This is a genomic window from Acinetobacter sp. NIPH 2100 (assembly GCF_000369805.1).
GTDB lineage: Bacteria > Pseudomonadota > Gammaproteobacteria > Pseudomonadales > Moraxellaceae > Acinetobacter.
This window is the reverse complement of record NZ_KB850224.1, coordinates 3,452,460-3,467,258: the sequence shown is the minus strand read 5'-3', so window position 1 is coordinate 3,467,258 and position 14,799 is coordinate 3,452,460. Positions and strand designations below refer to the sequence as shown.

The following is a 14,799-nucleotide window of genomic DNA, read 5'->3' as shown; positions in this document are numbered from 1 at the left end:
GCTTTAACCGAGGTTAAAGCTTTTTCTTTTAAGATTTACTCTGTGCAGCGATTTGGGCTTCCAAGAGCTTAATTTGATCTTCTTTCAGCTTGAGTAACGTATCAACATCGCTATTCTGCTGTTTCAAATCATGTTGCTGGTCTTGCAGTTGTTGATGAATATCATCCAATTTTGCGATTTCTTCTTTCGCTAAACTATCATTGGCAGGAATTGGATCCTTAATGATTGATGCTTCAACCAATTGAATTGGCTGGGCAACATCAGGTGTTGCTGCGGTTTCTTCAGCGGTCGTTGTTGGCCCTGCGGGTGTTGCAACGGTTTTTGTGGCAACAGGCTGAGTTGCGAGGGGCGTTGTTTGCTGGTCTTTTTGTGCTAAAAACCATTGGACAGCAAGGAACAGAACCACTGCAACGCTCATTCCGGCAATTATCATCCATAATAATTTGGAATTTTCAGTTTGGTATGTGGACATCATTTTTAACCTTCTAGTCAAAATGACGAGGTTTGAACTGTATCACCCCAATTTCATCTGGCTCAGCGGGTTGTTGCTCTTCCACGTGGGTCGGGCGTTTTTCGCTATAAGCACATTCGATACATTCAATCCACTCGTCATCCACAGTGATGATCTTAACGACACGATCTAAGGCGCCACATTTAGGGCATTTTGCGCCCGCGATGAACTGTCTTTTCATGTCAGTTAATTACACCCTGTGAATAATAATGACATAGTTTAAGCGGTTTTATCTGTGTTCGTCCAACCTTGATGGCGTAATAACGCATCTATTTTCGGCTCTCTTTTTCGGAAATTGCGAAACGCATCAAGTGCTGTATCTTTTCCGCCAACTGCTAGAATAAACTTTCTAAACTCTTTTCCAGTTTCGGTATTAAAAATACCTTCACTTTCGAAACGGTCAAAGGCATCACTCGCTAAAACTTCTGCCCATTTATATGAGTAGTAGCCTGCAGCATAACCACCCGCAAAAATATGACTAAAACTGTGCTGGAAACGGTTATAAGCAACAGCAGGTACAACCGCAAATTTACTGCGAATATCATCTAAAGTCGCTTGGATTTGCTGGCTGTTTAATGCGGGAGCTTGGCGATGAATCGTAAGATCAAATAAAGCAAATTCAATTTGACGCAGGGTTTGCATACCTGATTGGAAGAAACGTGCATCGAGCAAAGCAGATAACAATTCTTGTGGTAGCGTTTGCTTGGTTTCAGTGTGCTCACTGAGAACGTCTAGGCTCTCATTGTCCCATGCCCAGAATTCCATAAACTGACTTGGTAATTCAACCGCATCCCATGCCACGCCGTGTGTACCTGCAACCGAGATGTTATCCACTTCGGTCAACATATGATGTAAGCCATGTCCAAATTCATGGAATAAAGTAATTACTTCATCGTGAGTAAGTAGGGCAGGTTGATCACCAATGGGTGGCGTGAAGTTACACACCATATAGCAAATTGGTTTTTGCAGACCGGTCGCTGTTTGCACACGAGAGCGGAAACCACTCATCCATGCGCCACCACGTTTACCGTTGCGTGCATATAAATCAAAGTAGAAACCACCAACCACTTGATCTTGATCTTCAATTTCGAAATAACGTACGTCATCTTGCCAAACAGGGGCTTGGCGTTCAACGATCTGGATACCGTAAAGGCGTTGCACGATCTGGAATAAACCGTCAACAACTTTGGGTGCAGGGAAATATGGCTTAAGTGCTTCTTGAGAAAGATTGAATTGTTGTTGTTTCAATTTCTCAGAATAGTAAGTTGCATCCCATGGTTTTAATTCTTCAATTCCATCTTGTTGCGCAATGGTTTTGAGTTCTGCAATTTCAGCCAGCGCAGGAGTACGGGCATGTTCTGCCAAATCCACTAAGAATTGATGAACAGTTTCAACATCAGGTGCCATTTTGCTGGCAAGTGAATATTCAGCGAAATTGTTAAAACCAAGCAGTTGCGCCATTTCCTGACGTAAGCTCAGAATATCTTCCATCACAGGGGTATTGTCAAATTCGGTCTGGTCGGATTGTTCTGAGGCACGTGTCACATAAGCTTTGTAGAGTTCTTCTCTTAATTCACGATCATCGGCATAGGTCATAATCGCAAAATAAGCAGGGAAGTCGAGTGTGGCAACAGCCTGTTCAAGCTCGCGTTGTTGTCCGTATTGTTTTAACAGTTCAACACTGCTTTGTGGTAAGCCTTTGAGTTGGGCTTCTGCCAAAGGTTTGAAATACGCTTGGGTTGCATCCAGCACATGGTTAGAGAAATCTGAAGACAATTGGGATAATCGTGCTGAAATTTCCGCATAACGTTTTTTGGCTTCACCTTCGAGCGCAACGCCAGACAGTTTAAAGTCACGTAAAGCCAGTTTAATAGCACTTTGTTGTGCTTCGCTTAGTGTTTGAAAAACAGCACTGTCATGAACCTGTTGATAGGTTTGATAAAGCGCCGTGTGTTGACCCAACTGGGTGTAATATTCGCTTAAGCTGGGTAACAAGGCTTGATACACTTCACGGGTTTCAGTATTGTTCATGACGGCATTGAGATGTGATAAAACACCCCAAGCTTCACTCATATTATTTTCAAGTTGATCGACTTCGCTCAGCGTGGCAAGTTGAGCTTCTGTCGTTGCTGGCACTTCATTGAGTTGATTTAAGAAATTTTGACCATTTTGAATGCTATGTTCAATCTGTTGTTTTAAGTCGGCAAGTTGAATTTGATCAAATTGAGGAACGGGAAGCGTTGCTTGCTGTAGTGTCATTGTATTTTTGCCATTTCATCTTTAAACATAGTTATAGATGTAGGGCTTAGTGCAGAGGAAATCAAGGCTGATTTGTTGATTCAGGCATAATTCCTTGAAAACGCTCTACAATTGTACCTAAGTGACTTTGCTTAGTGGAAAGTTTGACCATTACGTTTTGGTCGGGAGGGAATTGTTGATATTGTTGGGCGGTGAGACAGTAATCAAAGAAAAAGTAATTGAAAGTCTTACTTGTTAATTCATAATGACATTTTGCCTTGTTGTTATTTGAAACGACTGCGGTTGCAATAACCTGTTTTTCAGCTGTATCGCCAAAGTAAGAGGTATATAAATAAGGGGTGATACCACTGACGGTATAATAGATGAGTATCGCTATCAGTGGGGCAATACCTATAAAATTGAAAATATGCTGAAAGGGGGAAGAGATCTGTTTTGTGAATTTCTCTGACATTTTCCATTGCGTGCGATAAACAAGATAATAGCCTGTCAGGACAAACCCATATGCTGCGATGATAGAGAAATACAATCCAAATTTTGCAACATTATTCGTCGGAACAAAATGAGCGCTTGTGGAAAAATGTTCGAAGAATCCAACAGTTAAAATAAGAACATAGATCGAAATGATCATTATTTTTTGAAGTTTCTTGATTGCAGAGTAATACATCATTTTCTTATTAATATATCTTGGTATTTTATGATTGTATGCGCTTAAGTAAAAAGAGCAAGCTCAGGGTTGAACTTGCTCTTTCAGAATCAGTCCTGCTTTGCTTTCGCATTCGACTTTTTCTTTTTCACTTTCTTCTTGGCTTTCTCTTTGGCCTCAGGTTTAGCAGAAGACTTCTTACCCGATTTCTTGGCATAAGAACTTGGACTGTTTTTGTCCTTTTTCTTGCGCACAGGCTTTTCACCATCTTCACTTAATTTTGCTTTAGCTGGTGCTTTGCTAAAAACCTCTTCTGTGCTTTGAATACGATTTGGCGTCGAAGTACGAGGTGCTTTTTGACGAATGACTCGGCCTAAATGGGTTAATTGCTGCACCAACTGGAAGTCGATCTTACGTTCTTCCAAGTTTACACCTGCCACTTGGATTTTCACTTCATCGCCAAGACTGAATGACTGGCCACGGTTTTGACCAATCAAGCTTTGGCTGGCTTGGTCATAGACGAAGAAGTCATCGCCCAATTGGCTGACATGAATCATCCCATCGACATATAAATCTTTGAGTGTGACAAACAGACCAAACTCTGTGACAGCGCTGATGACTCCGACAAACTCATCACCGATATGCTGTTGCATATAGTGGCATTTTAACCACATGGTAACGCTACGTGATGCCTCATCGGCACGACGTTCAGTTTTAGAGAAATGCTCACCTGCATCATCTAAAGCTGCGCCTGACAGTGGATATGCCTTTTTGTCTAAATACGCTTTGATGGCACGGTGTAATAATAAATCAGGGTAACGACGAATCGGCGAAGTAAAGTGGGTATAGGCCTCATACGCCAAACCATAATGGCCTGAATTTTTTGCGCCATAGTAGGCCTGCATCATTGAACGTAACAGCACCGCATGGATACTCGGCGCATCTAAACGATCTTTGGTCGCTTCAATGACGGCTTGATAATCTGCTTGGGTTGGCTGCTCAGGGAATGGCAAGCCCAGTAATTTGACAAAGTCACGTACTTTTTGAATACGTGAAAACTCTGGTGCTTCATGTACACGATACAACATCGGAATATCATGCTCTAACGCATATTCTGCTGCAGCCACGTTGGCCAGCAACATACATTCTTCAATTAATTTATGCGCATCGTTACGACTACGCGGCAAGATTTCTTTGATACCACCTAACTCATCAAAGGTCATATAGGTTTCAATGGTTTCAAATTCCATTGCATGGCGTTCAGCGCGTAAGCCTTTCAGGGTTTGATAAAGTTGGAAGAGCGTATTGAGTGACTTATGAATGGTCTTATCTTCAGGGATCGCATGGGTTGCGCCCTCAAAATATTGTCCCACTTGGGTATAAGTCAAACGCGCTTTAGAATGCATCACCGCAGGGTAGAACTCATAACCTGTGACTTTACCTGCACGAGACAGTTTTAAATCACAGACCATACATAGACGGTCAACATGTGGATTTAAAGAACACAAGCCATTCGACAGAGCTTCTGGCAGCATCGGCAAGACAAAGTGCGGGAAATAAACCGATGTACCGCGTTCTTCGGCTTCTTCATTTAAAGGTGAGTCTAAACGAACATAATGGCTGACATCGGCAATTGCGACGACAACACGATAACCACCACCTGCACGTTTTTCTGCAAATACGGCATCGTCAAAGTCACGTGCATCTTCACCATCAATGGTGACCAGTGGCAAATCACGTAAATCAACACGTCCTTTAAGATCTTTCGCCGATGGTTCCTTGAAGCTTTCAGCTTCTTTCACCAGGGCTTCAGGGAATTCGTAAGGTAGACCAAATTCTAAAATCGTTTGTGGAATGATAATTTCGGTATCTGCTTTATCTGCCATCGATTGCACGATATGACCTGTCGCCAGTTCTTCACGTGTTGGATAGTCATCAATTGCGACACGCAGCATATCCCCAACTTTGGCATTGGCATGCTTAATCAATTCTTTTTCTAAAGTAATGGGTTGGTGTTGGTTTGGATTACTTGGTTGAATAAAGTATTCACCTTCATGTTCAGACAATTTGCCAATAATCTGTTTGACACGATGCTGTACCACTTCGGTGATAAAGCCCCAAGGCTTACCTTTACGGTCAACCGAAGTCTGACGCACTTTAACGCGGTCGCCATTAAAGACCAGACGCAGTTCGCGCTCAGGTAAAAGGACATCTTCCTGACCTGAAATATTGGCAGTACCCAATCCCTTACTATTGATATAGACCGTTGCTTCATGGCTTGGCAGATCGGTTGCAGGTTGGTATTTAAAACCATCCTTCATGAGTTGTCCGTCACGCACCATGGCACTTAAACGGTGATTCAATGCATCAATACTTTTTTGATCTGGAATATTAAAGTGATCAACGAGTTCTGCATGAGACTGTGCAGCTTTTAATTGTTCTAATGTAGTTAGAATAAGAGTTCGGCTAGGAATAGGATTATCGTAACGTTGCGCTTCTGCTTTTGCTTCGGGATCAACCCAATTTGTAGTCATATCGTTTCATTTCACATCTGGCAGATCGGTTTAGCATAAGTCATTCAAACTTTAACTGCACGTCAAAGATTGCAAGATTCTGTTTATTGCCCAATCTGAATAAAGGAGAGAACGCTATATTAACAAGCGTTGAGCCAAAAAATGCTGAAAAAACACAAGAATTGGTTAAAAAACATTTGATTGGTTTAAAAAAGGAGAAAAAAACAGGATCATCCCTTGTGTAATGTAGTTTTAGTTTGTATTATTGCGCTCGTGTTACGGTGAGATGGGTGAGTGGCTGAAACCACATCCCTGCTAAGGATGCGTACGGGTAACTGTACCGAGGGTTCGAATCCCTCTCTCACCGCCACTTTACTTAAAGCGCTCATAGCTCAGCTGGATAGAGCACTTGGCTACGAACTAAGGGGTCGGGAGTTCGAATCTCTCTGAGCGCACCAAGTAAAGATTGAAAGTAACACACGCCTGAATAGGCATATAAGTAATGCGCTCATAGCTCAGCTGGATAGAGCACTTGGCTACGAACTAAGGGGTCGGGAGTTCGAATCTCTCTGAGCGCACCAACTTAAATGAAAGAAACCGCTTAATTGCGGTTTTTTTGTGCCTGAATTTTAGCTTTTAGAAGGGTTTGGTTTGAGAACCTTGATCGAATCAGATTCCGTCACAATGATGGTTTAGCTTTATTTTGCTGTAACTTTTCAAAAAAACGATATAAATATCCAGTTGTTCCGAGCACACCAATCATCCGAACCACATGAAAGGCCGTTACGATTGGAACACCGAGTTGTAAGATTTTTGCGGTAATGGTCATTTCTGCAACGCCGCCCGGTGCTAAACCTAAGCTGAGTGTCGCTACCGGAATATTTGTCCATTGGGAAATCGCATAAGCGCTCAGTCCTGCAAGCAGGAGTGCACTGAGATTAATGATCGCGACAATGCTGAGAAATTGTGGTGCAGTATTAAAAAAATCAGGTTTAAATTTATTGCCTAGCGACCAACCGAGTAAAACTTGCCCCAAATGTAGGACTGGGGTTGGAATGGCAGAGAGGTGAATATTCTGTGCAGTCAAGATAACAGCAATAAACAATGCGCCAAAGGTCCATGGATTTGGGAGCTTATAGTGTTGCAATATACGACTACAGAAATAAGAAAGGAGTATCAAAACACAAAAACCGAACCAATCAACATCCATGTTGAGATCAAGAGCACGATGGTCTAATCCATGCCAACCCATCAACTGATAGAAGAATGGAACAATAATCACAACCATCAAAACACGTAATGTATGTGCTGAAGCAACGTGATCAACACGGGCTTGATAATGTTCTGCTAAATGAGACATTTCGTTTGCCCCGCCAATTGCTGAAGCAAACCATGCGGTTTTAAAATCTACTTTCCCCCAACGGTGTAAAATGATCGTACCGACTCCGCCAAGTAATAAAGCAAAGATCAAGCCGAGTAATAATACCCACCCGTGTGTTGCAATCAGTTGCAGCATTTCTGGTGTGAAATATAAACCGAGTGTCAGGCCAATAATAGATAAGCCAAGTTTACGGGCTGTAGGAGGGCATTCGACTGGCAAGCGATTGATTTTGAGTAAAGCGGTAATCAATAAGGGACCGAGTAGCCAAGGAATAGGAAACTGTAGCCATTGCGCCAGATAAGCACCTAACAAGGCAATGGCTAGACTCGAAATATACTTGAGGTACATCATGAATAAAGTCGCCTGTAAAGGAGTCGTGGGGAGGAGGGGCCAATAGCGATCAATAATGGCTATTGGCTGAATGATTAGTGGATTTGGTGACGACTGCGTAACCAGCGAAGTAAAGGTAAAACAATCATGATCCCCGCTAAAATCCAGAGGGTTTTAGTGATGTAACCATCAAAGAGGATAGAGAGTTCACCATGAGAAATAGAAAGTGCACGACGTAAGCTAGACTCCATTAACTCGCCCAGAACAAAGCCTAAAATCAGGGCAGAGAGTGGGAAATTGAGCTTACGTAAAATATAGCCAAACACGCCAAGTGCAACCATTAAAACGAGGTCAAACATGGTGCTGTGGATTGCATAGACCCCGACAAAACTCACTGCTGCAATTGCAGGCAGTAAAATAAAATTCGGAACGCTCAGTAGTTTGGCAAAGTAGCGAACCAGTGAGATATTCATAAATAGTAATAAGGCGCTGGCAATAAATAAAGAAGCAATCAGTCCCCAAACGATGGTGGGTTGTTCGGTAAAAAGTTGCGGACCGGGTGTGATGTTATACAAGGTCAATGCACCAAGCATGACAGCTGTCGTGCCCGAACCTGGGACACCTAAAGTGAGCATTGGGATAAACGAGCCACAGGCAGAGGCATTATTGGCAGCTTCAGGCGCAGCAATACCACGTAAATCACCTTCACCAAATTGACTGTCTTTACCTGCAAGTTTACGTTCACTGGTATAGGCCATTGCACTGGCAATGGTTGCACCCGCGCCTGGTAAAATACCGATAATAAAACCAAGTATTGAACTGCGGAGGGTTGAACCAAGCGTGAAGCTAAACTCTTTGAGATTGAATAAACTGCGTTTACCTTGTCCTAAAGCTTTCTGTCCGATACTGGTTTTTTCCAGCATGATCAGGATTTCACTAATACTGAAGAAGCCAATGACAATGGTGGTAAATTGAATCCCATCACTTAAACTGACCGAATTAAAGGTAAAGCGGTACACGCCAGTGACAGCATCGACTCCGACTGTAGCCAATAATAAGCCGATTAAGGCCGATACCGCAGTTTTAACCGGTTGATCACTCACAAGGCCACTTAAGCAGGTGAGGGCGAATACCATCAGCACAAAATATTCAGCAGGACCAAATACGATGGCCCATTTAGCTAAAATCGGAGCAAATAAAATAATGCCGAGGATGGCAATAACACTGCCGATGAATGAGCTCATGGCTGAAAGTGACAGAGCAATACCTGCTTTACCTTGTTTGGCAAGTGGGTAACCATCAATGGTCGACATGATGGCAGCAGCATCACCAGGGACATTGATGAGGATTGCTGAAATTCGACCACCATATTCACAACCAAGATATACCGCTGCCAAGAGGATGAGCGCACTTTCGGGAGGAAGTCCTAAGGCATAGGCAAAAGGTAATAACAATGCAACGCCATTGATGGGACCTAATCCAGGAAGTAGCCCAACAATCGTACCGATAAATGCGCCAATCAGCGCGATAAGTAGATTTTGTGGTGTAAGTGCGACTTGAAAGCCGTACATTAAATATTCAAAAACATCCATTGATTCATCCTTGATTAACTCAAAAATCCGAGTGGTAGTGGTACATCCAAGATGTAATCAAATAAGCCGTAGAACAGACAGCCAAAAACAATCCCAGAGATTGCTGCGGCTTTAGGATGACCTCCAAACAGGATGCCGACAGCGAAGAACATCAAAGCTGTTGCAATCGGGAAGCCTAAGAATTCAAACGTCAGGGCATACATCAGCATGAACAACATCAATAAACCGATTTTTTTGAGTACCAATGGGCTGTAGCCTAAATCAATGGATTCAGCTAATTTCTTGGGCCTAAGCGCCAGATAAAAACAAGACACCATTAACAGCACTAGCAGGAGAACAGGGTAAGGTCGAGGCCCTAAAGGGTCATAAGCGATTGGAGCAACGTAGCCCCAAGCCAAATACAGAAGGCCTAGACTAACAAAGCCTAAAATTCCTGCAAAAATCCTTTCTGCGGACATAAATCATTCCTTTTTGCATGCACATTCAAGCGTATTTCAATGTTGGTTCTTCATTCGATGAAAGATCAGCGGCTAAAATAGGCTGATTGTTTGGGTGTTATTCTGAGATGAGATCGAACTCTTTAGACAAATCTCTAAGCTGATGGGTTTGTTGCATGACAAAATGATCCAGTTCTGTACCTGTCATGGAAAGTGGCAGTAAATCAAACTGTTCTCGTGATTTTGCAAATTTAGGATCAGCCATCATTTTCTCAAATGAGGTTTTCCACCATTGATAGGCTGCATCACTCACTTTAGGGCCGACATAGTAACCACGGACCACAGGCCATTGAATGTCATAACCTTGTTCTTTTGCTGTTGGAATATTTGCGAGTGCGTTGGGAAGGCGTTCAGGTGCAAATACAGCCAGTGCGCGTAATTTCCCTGATTTGACATGAGGAATAACTTCTGCGATTCCAGCACTGACGACTTGGATATGATTGCCTAAAACAGAGGTAATCGCTTCACCGCCACCTTCTAGGGCGATATAGGTCATTTGTTTTGGATCAACGCCCGCAGCTTTGGCGAGCATGGCGGTTTGCATCCAGTCTTGACCACCAACACTGCCACCAGCACCGAAGCTGACCGCTTTAGGATCTTTTTTAAGAGCTGCGATCAAGTCATTCAGGTTTTGGTACGGTGATTCTGCATTAACCGCAACAACACCGTAATCTGTTCCGACAATGGCTAACCATCGTACATCTCTCTCGGTGTACTGACCAAACTTACCTTGTGCCAGATTTAATAAAGAACCTGTGGAAAAAGCGACAATGGCATTGTTATTTGCAGGGTCATTGGCAACAATCTTGTTGTAGGCAACAGCTCCAACGCCACCAGGCATGTAAGTAACCCGCATCGGTGATTTTAATAATTGGGTTTCTTTAAATGCATTTTGTGTCAGTTTGCATGTGAGATCGAAACCACCACCAGGTTTTGCTGGTGCAATACATTCGGGTCGTTTGGGTTCACCCACTTCTCCTTTATTTTTTTGACATGCTGTTAACGTTAATCCGATAGCGATTATAGTGCTGGCTAATTGAATTCCTCTTAACATGTTAAACGCGTCTCCATAAGTGATGGTATTTTAGAAAAAGAGCAGCATCGTTATATCGGCATCATTGCCTAATATTTTAAAATTTGAATAGGGTGATTGGTTTTAATCCAATATGATTCCGCTATTATTTATTTTGATTAAAAGATGCCAGAAAAGATTAACATTATATATTCTTTAATAATGATTCATTTTTAAAATATGGTTAAGGCGATAATTTAGTTGCGAAATAAATATTGGTTTTATTGGGTGTGGTCAGCGCTTTCATAATTTTTTTTGTTGGAATGGGATTATATTGTTGATATTTAGGGTCGGCGGTGTTTTTTAATGAATAAATTTTACTTTGATTTGATCATAAAGAAAGGCCTTAAAGCGAACTTACTTTAAGGCCATATTATTTAAAATATTCTCTTTGATGGTTAAAATTTAAACTCCAAACCAGTGCCAATCACAGGTTGTTTATCTTTTGCATCAGCTTGTTTGAATGTTGCATACGCAGTATAGCCATAGGCTTTAACTTGTTTGCTGAATGAATAATCGAGACCTGCCATAAGTTGCATTGCATCATAATCAGCTGCTTCATTTTTAAAACTGGTTGAATTTTGACTATATTGTGCTTTTACATTCCAATTTGCATAATTTGGAATTTTGTATTCTGCACCAATAAGCCAACCAATCGATTGATCAATATGACTTGCTTCTATTGGATTACCATTGGCTGGTTCAATCTCAGATGTTTGAACCAATGCTTTTAAAGTCATTCTATCGATTGGTTTAATGACGCTGGTTAAACGCAAAGTATTTGCAGCAGCAAATACTCTGTCAATATTCGTATGCGGAGTGGCTGCGTTTAAGAAACCTTGACCCAAGAAATTACTTGGAATTGCTTTGTCATAGGCAATTCCTGCTAAAAACATGGGTGTGGTGTAGCTTAGCGAAGTTGACCAGGCATCACCCAAACCCTTTCCATCTACGGTCACGCCACCTTGATTACTTTTAATGCCCTGTGCTTCACCTGTTGCAAGTAAAACACTGACTGCAATATTTGCTTCATGCCCGACCTCAAACTTAGGTGAATCATACACCACAGAATTATTGATCCGGTTTTCACCTGGCATGATTCCTCTTATATCCGCAGTATTTCGCATATAGTTATTAAAACTATCTACCGCACTTGATAGCTTTTTCAATGGAGAATTATTTTTACCAATTTTCAGTGTCCCAATGTCCTTGTCTTTTAATCCAATATATCGATCTCGTTGAGACCAATCACTTCCATCCCCATCAGCATTAAATGCCCATTCTATTAAATAAACTGCGCTTAAACGATCTGTCAGTTTTTCCTCACCTTTTACCCCAAGAAAAGAACTATTGCTGTTCATTTTCCAAACGTCACGATCAGCAGTATTGGCATTTTTCTCTGGTATATAATCTATACTCGCATCAATCTCACCATAAAATTGGGGTGATGCAAATGATGGGCTTGCTAAAATGCTGAGTATACTAACCATTAAAAATTTAAATTTCATTGATGTCATCCTAACAATTTAAAATTATGAATAAGCAATTTCCCCTAATGTTGAGTAGGGACTTAAGCATTGATTAATTATTGATTTAAATTTTTAATTAAAAAATCTTAATTGATAAATTGCTGTTTTGATTTTATTTAATTTTTATAGTGTGTGATATTTAATTGGCTTATATTGTATTTTTTTATATTTGAATTTTATTATAAATACTGGTTTTTATAGTGTTGAGATTTGGTTGTTAATTCTTATTTGATCTTTTATTCTTTTTGATTTTACATAATAGGCCTATTGGTCATGGGGTAGATAAGATTTTACCTGTTTTATATATTAAAAAGCCGCTGAGATCAGCGGCTTTTTTAGTTGGTCTATTTAGAAGTGATTGACTGAACTGAATAGATGGTCGGTTAAATTGTTTAAAGAAGATGGAAGCGAAATAAGATCTGTTAACGAACCACCATTTGGATTCGGTTCACCCACAGCGATGCCTGAGGTGACTGTTCCTGTTAGTGCATCCAAGATTCCATCCACACTTCCGTGAGCACTGTAATCTCCATTGCCAACACTGACACTGATCAGATTATTGATACTCTCTAATGAACCATCTGTGAATAAGGTGCTGACATGATCTTGTAGTGTGTCAACAGCGATGTTGCCATTACTAATTACAGTCTGAATTGGTTGGGCAATACCTGAAATTACATCTCCGCTATTCACGCCATTGCTGATGGTTGCAAAAATATCGGTTAATGAGCCCAAAGGCCCGCCGTCACCACCACCGATACCGCCAGTAATACCACCAATGATGCCTGTGATTGCACCTAAAGGCCCGCCATCACCACCACCAATTCCACCAGTGATACCACCGATAATGTCAGTGATTGAACCTAGAGGCCCACCATCACCACCGCCAATACCGCCAGTAATACCGCCGATAATGTCAGTGATTGAACCTAAAGGCCCACCATCACCACCACCGATACCGCCTGTGATGCCACCGATGATGTCAGTGATTGCACCTAAAGGCCCGCCGTCACCACCACCAATTCCACCAGTAATACCACCAATAATATCAGTGATCGCACCTAATGGACCACCTTCGCCACCACCGATTCCACCAGTCACACCGCCGATGAGGCCACCGACATCTGTCAGGTCACCTGCAATATGTTGAACCAGACCAGAAGCAGTTGAGCCATTATTAATTAATGTGCCGACAACACCTGTTAATGAGCCAGCAGCGCCACCAATATCTGCGCCAGCCAAATCAGAAATTGCTTCAAGTGTTCCATTTACCGTATCGCGAGACGTTTCAAAGGTGAGGGTTCCGAGATTGGTGAGGTCTATGACAGGATGAACGCCCGGAAGAACACCGCTGATTGCACCACCGACAGTGCTGATACCTGTGTTGATAATATCTGTTTTGAGGCTTTCAACACCTTGAAGCACATCGATCCCTGTTTGAATCACGCCTGTGACAGGATTATTGCCTAAATCACCACCTGTAATACCGCCGATGATGCCTGTGATCGCGCCAAGAGGACCGCCATCACCACCACCGATACCGCCAGTGATGCCACCGATAATGTCAGTGATTGAACCTAGAGGCCCACCATCACCACCGCCAATACCACCAGTAATGCCACCGATAATGCCAGTAATTGCACCTAAAGGCCCACCGTCACCACCACCGATTCCGCCAGTAATACCACCAATAATGCCTGTGATTGCACCTAAAGGTCCGCCGTCACCACCACCAATACCGCCCGTGATACCACCAATGATGCCAGTGATCGCACCTAAAGGACCACCTTCGCCACCGCCGATGAGGCCACCGACATCTGTCAGGTCACCTGCAATATGTTGAACCAGACCAGAAGCAGTTGAGCCATTATTAATTAATGTGCCGACAACACCTGTTAATGAGCCAGCAGCGCCACCAATATCTGCGCCAGCCAAATCAGAAATTGCTTCAAGTGTTCCATTTACCGTATCGCGAGACGTTTCAAAGGTGAGGGTTCCGAGATTGGTGAGGTCTATGACAGGATGAACGCCCGGAAGAACACCGCTGATTGCACCACCGACAGTGCTGATACCTGTGTTGATAATATCTGTTTTGAGGCTTTCAACACCTTGAAGCACATCGATCCCTGTTTGAATCACGCCTGTGACAGGATTATTGCCTAAATCACCACCTGTAATACCGCCGATGATGCCTGTGATCGCGCCAAGAGGACCGCCATCACCACCACCGATACCGCCAGTGATGCCACCGATAATGTCAGTGATTGAACCTAGAGGCCCACCATCACCACCGCCAATACCACCAGTAATGCCACCGATAATGCCAGTAATTGCACCTAAAGGCCCACCGTCACCACCACCGATTCCGCCAGTAATACCACCAATAATGCCTGTGATTGCACCTAAAGGTCCGCCGTCACCACCACCAATACCGCCCGTGATACCACCAATGATGCCAGTGATCGCACCTAA

At 42.6% G+C, this 14,799-nt stretch carries 11 protein-coding genes and 3 tRNA genes; 3 read left to right on the top strand and 11 right to left on the bottom strand.

What is annotated here, in order from left to right:
• Positions 1–28 precede the first annotated feature (28 nt).
• The 5 genes from F887_RS02155 to rnr form a co-directional block, all read right to left on the bottom strand.
• Positions 29–475: a hypothetical protein gene (locus F887_RS02155; RefSeq protein WP_005297109.1), complete on the bottom strand. Its 447-nt coding sequence runs from the start codon at positions 473–475 to the stop codon at positions 29–31.
• A 10-nt stretch (positions 476–485) separates the two neighbouring features.
• Complete coding sequence (locus F887_RS02160; RefSeq protein WP_004660391.1) at positions 486–692, bottom strand: YheV family putative metal-binding protein; 207 nt, start codon at positions 690–692, stop codon at positions 486–488.
• 38 nt (positions 693–730) lie between these two features.
• Positions 731–2,770 (bottom strand): M3 family metallopeptidase, encoded by a 2,040-nt coding sequence (locus F887_RS02165; protein WP_005297106.1) that lies wholly within the window; start codon positions 2,768–2,770, stop codon positions 731–733.
• Positions 2,771–2,831: 61 nt separating this feature from the next.
• Positions 2,832–3,437: a hypothetical protein gene (locus F887_RS02170; RefSeq protein ID WP_005297102.1), complete on the bottom strand. Its 606-nt coding sequence runs from the start codon at positions 3,435–3,437 to the stop codon at positions 2,832–2,834.
• An 86-nt stretch (positions 3,438–3,523) separates the two neighbouring features.
• Positions 3,524–5,947: a ribonuclease R gene (rnr, locus tag F887_RS02175; protein ID WP_005297101.1), complete on the bottom strand. Its 2,424-nt coding sequence runs from the start codon at positions 5,945–5,947 to the stop codon at positions 3,524–3,526.
• A gap of 259 nt (positions 5,948–6,206) precedes the next feature.
• Here rnr and F887_RS02180 point away from each other — a divergent pair.
• From F887_RS02180 to F887_RS02190, 3 genes are all read left to right on the top strand, one after another.
• A tRNA-Ser gene (locus tag F887_RS02180) sits at positions 6,207–6,296 on the top strand.
• An 11-nt stretch (positions 6,297–6,307) separates the two neighbouring features.
• A tRNA-Arg gene (locus F887_RS02185) sits at positions 6,308–6,384 on the top strand.
• Between the two features lie 46 nt (positions 6,385–6,430).
• Positions 6,431–6,507: transfer RNA gene (locus F887_RS02190), tRNA-Arg, on the top strand.
• Between the two features lie 98 nt (positions 6,508–6,605).
• Here the strand turns inward: F887_RS02190 and F887_RS02195 are convergent.
• The 6 genes from F887_RS02195 to F887_RS18385 all read right to left on the bottom strand — a co-directional run.
• A complete protein-coding gene (locus tag F887_RS02195; protein ID WP_005297099.1) occupies positions 6,606–7,658 on the bottom strand; it encodes an AbrB family transcriptional regulator in 1,053 nt (350 codons plus the stop codon).
• 74 nt (positions 7,659–7,732) lie between these two features.
• The gene (locus F887_RS02200; RefSeq protein ID WP_005297096.1) at positions 7,733–9,229 is read right to left on the bottom strand and encodes a tripartite tricarboxylate transporter permease; all 1,497 of its coding nucleotides are present in this window, start codon (positions 9,227–9,229) and stop codon (positions 7,733–7,735) included.
• 14 nt (positions 9,230–9,243) lie between these two features.
• A complete protein-coding gene (locus tag F887_RS02205) occupies positions 9,244–9,687 on the bottom strand; it encodes a tripartite tricarboxylate transporter TctB family protein (protein ID WP_005297093.1) in 444 nt (147 codons plus the stop codon).
• A 97-nt stretch (positions 9,688–9,784) separates the two neighbouring features.
• On the bottom strand, positions 9,785–10,780 hold the full coding sequence (locus F887_RS02210) for a tripartite tricarboxylate transporter substrate binding protein (RefSeq protein ID WP_005297091.1): 996 nt from the start codon (positions 10,778–10,780) through the stop codon (positions 9,785–9,787).
• Between the two features lie 416 nt (positions 10,781–11,196).
• The gene (locus tag F887_RS02215; RefSeq protein WP_005297090.1) at positions 11,197–12,306 is read right to left on the bottom strand and encodes a porin; all 1,110 of its coding nucleotides are present in this window, start codon (positions 12,304–12,306) and stop codon (positions 11,197–11,199) included.
• A 369-nt stretch (positions 12,307–12,675) separates the two neighbouring features.
• Positions 12,676–14,799 (bottom strand): hypothetical protein (locus F887_RS18385; RefSeq protein ID WP_005297087.1); only part of this gene is annotated, 2,124 nt, incomplete at its 5' end.

Bases quoted from the DNA above. Each gene is read 5' to 3' on its own strand.
- F887_RS02205 (WP_005297093.1), bottom strand. From the start codon at position 9,687: ATGTCCGCAGAAAGGATTTTTGCAGGAATTTTAGGCTTTGTTAGTCTA.
- F887_RS02170 (WP_005297102.1), bottom strand. From the start codon at position 3,437: ATGATGTATTACTCTGCAATCAAGAAACTTCAAAAAATAATGATCATT.
- F887_RS02160 (WP_004660391.1), bottom strand. From the start codon at position 692: ATGAAAAGACAGTTCATCGCGGGCGCAAAATGCCCTAAATGTGGCGCC.
- F887_RS02215 (WP_005297090.1), bottom strand. From the start codon at position 12,306: ATGAAATTTAAATTTTTAATGGTTAGTATACTCAGCATTTTAGCAAGC.
- F887_RS02200 (WP_005297096.1), bottom strand. From the start codon at position 9,229: ATGGATGTTTTTGAATATTTAATGTACGGCTTTCAAGTCGCACTTACA.
- F887_RS02155 (WP_005297109.1), bottom strand. From the start codon at position 475: ATGATGTCCACATACCAAACTGAAAATTCCAAATTATTATGGATGATA.
- F887_RS02210 (WP_005297091.1), bottom strand. From the start codon at position 10,780: ATGTTAAGAGGAATTCAATTAGCCAGCACTATAATCGCTATCGGATTA.
- F887_RS02195 (WP_005297099.1), bottom strand. From the start codon at position 7,658: ATGATGTACCTCAAGTATATTTCGAGTCTAGCCATTGCCTTGTTAGGT.
- rnr (WP_005297101.1), bottom strand. From the start codon at position 5,947: ATGACTACAAATTGGGTTGATCCCGAAGCAAAAGCAGAAGCGCAACGT.
- F887_RS02165 (WP_005297106.1), bottom strand. From the start codon at position 2,770: ATGACACTACAGCAAGCAACGCTTCCCGTTCCTCAATTTGATCAAATT.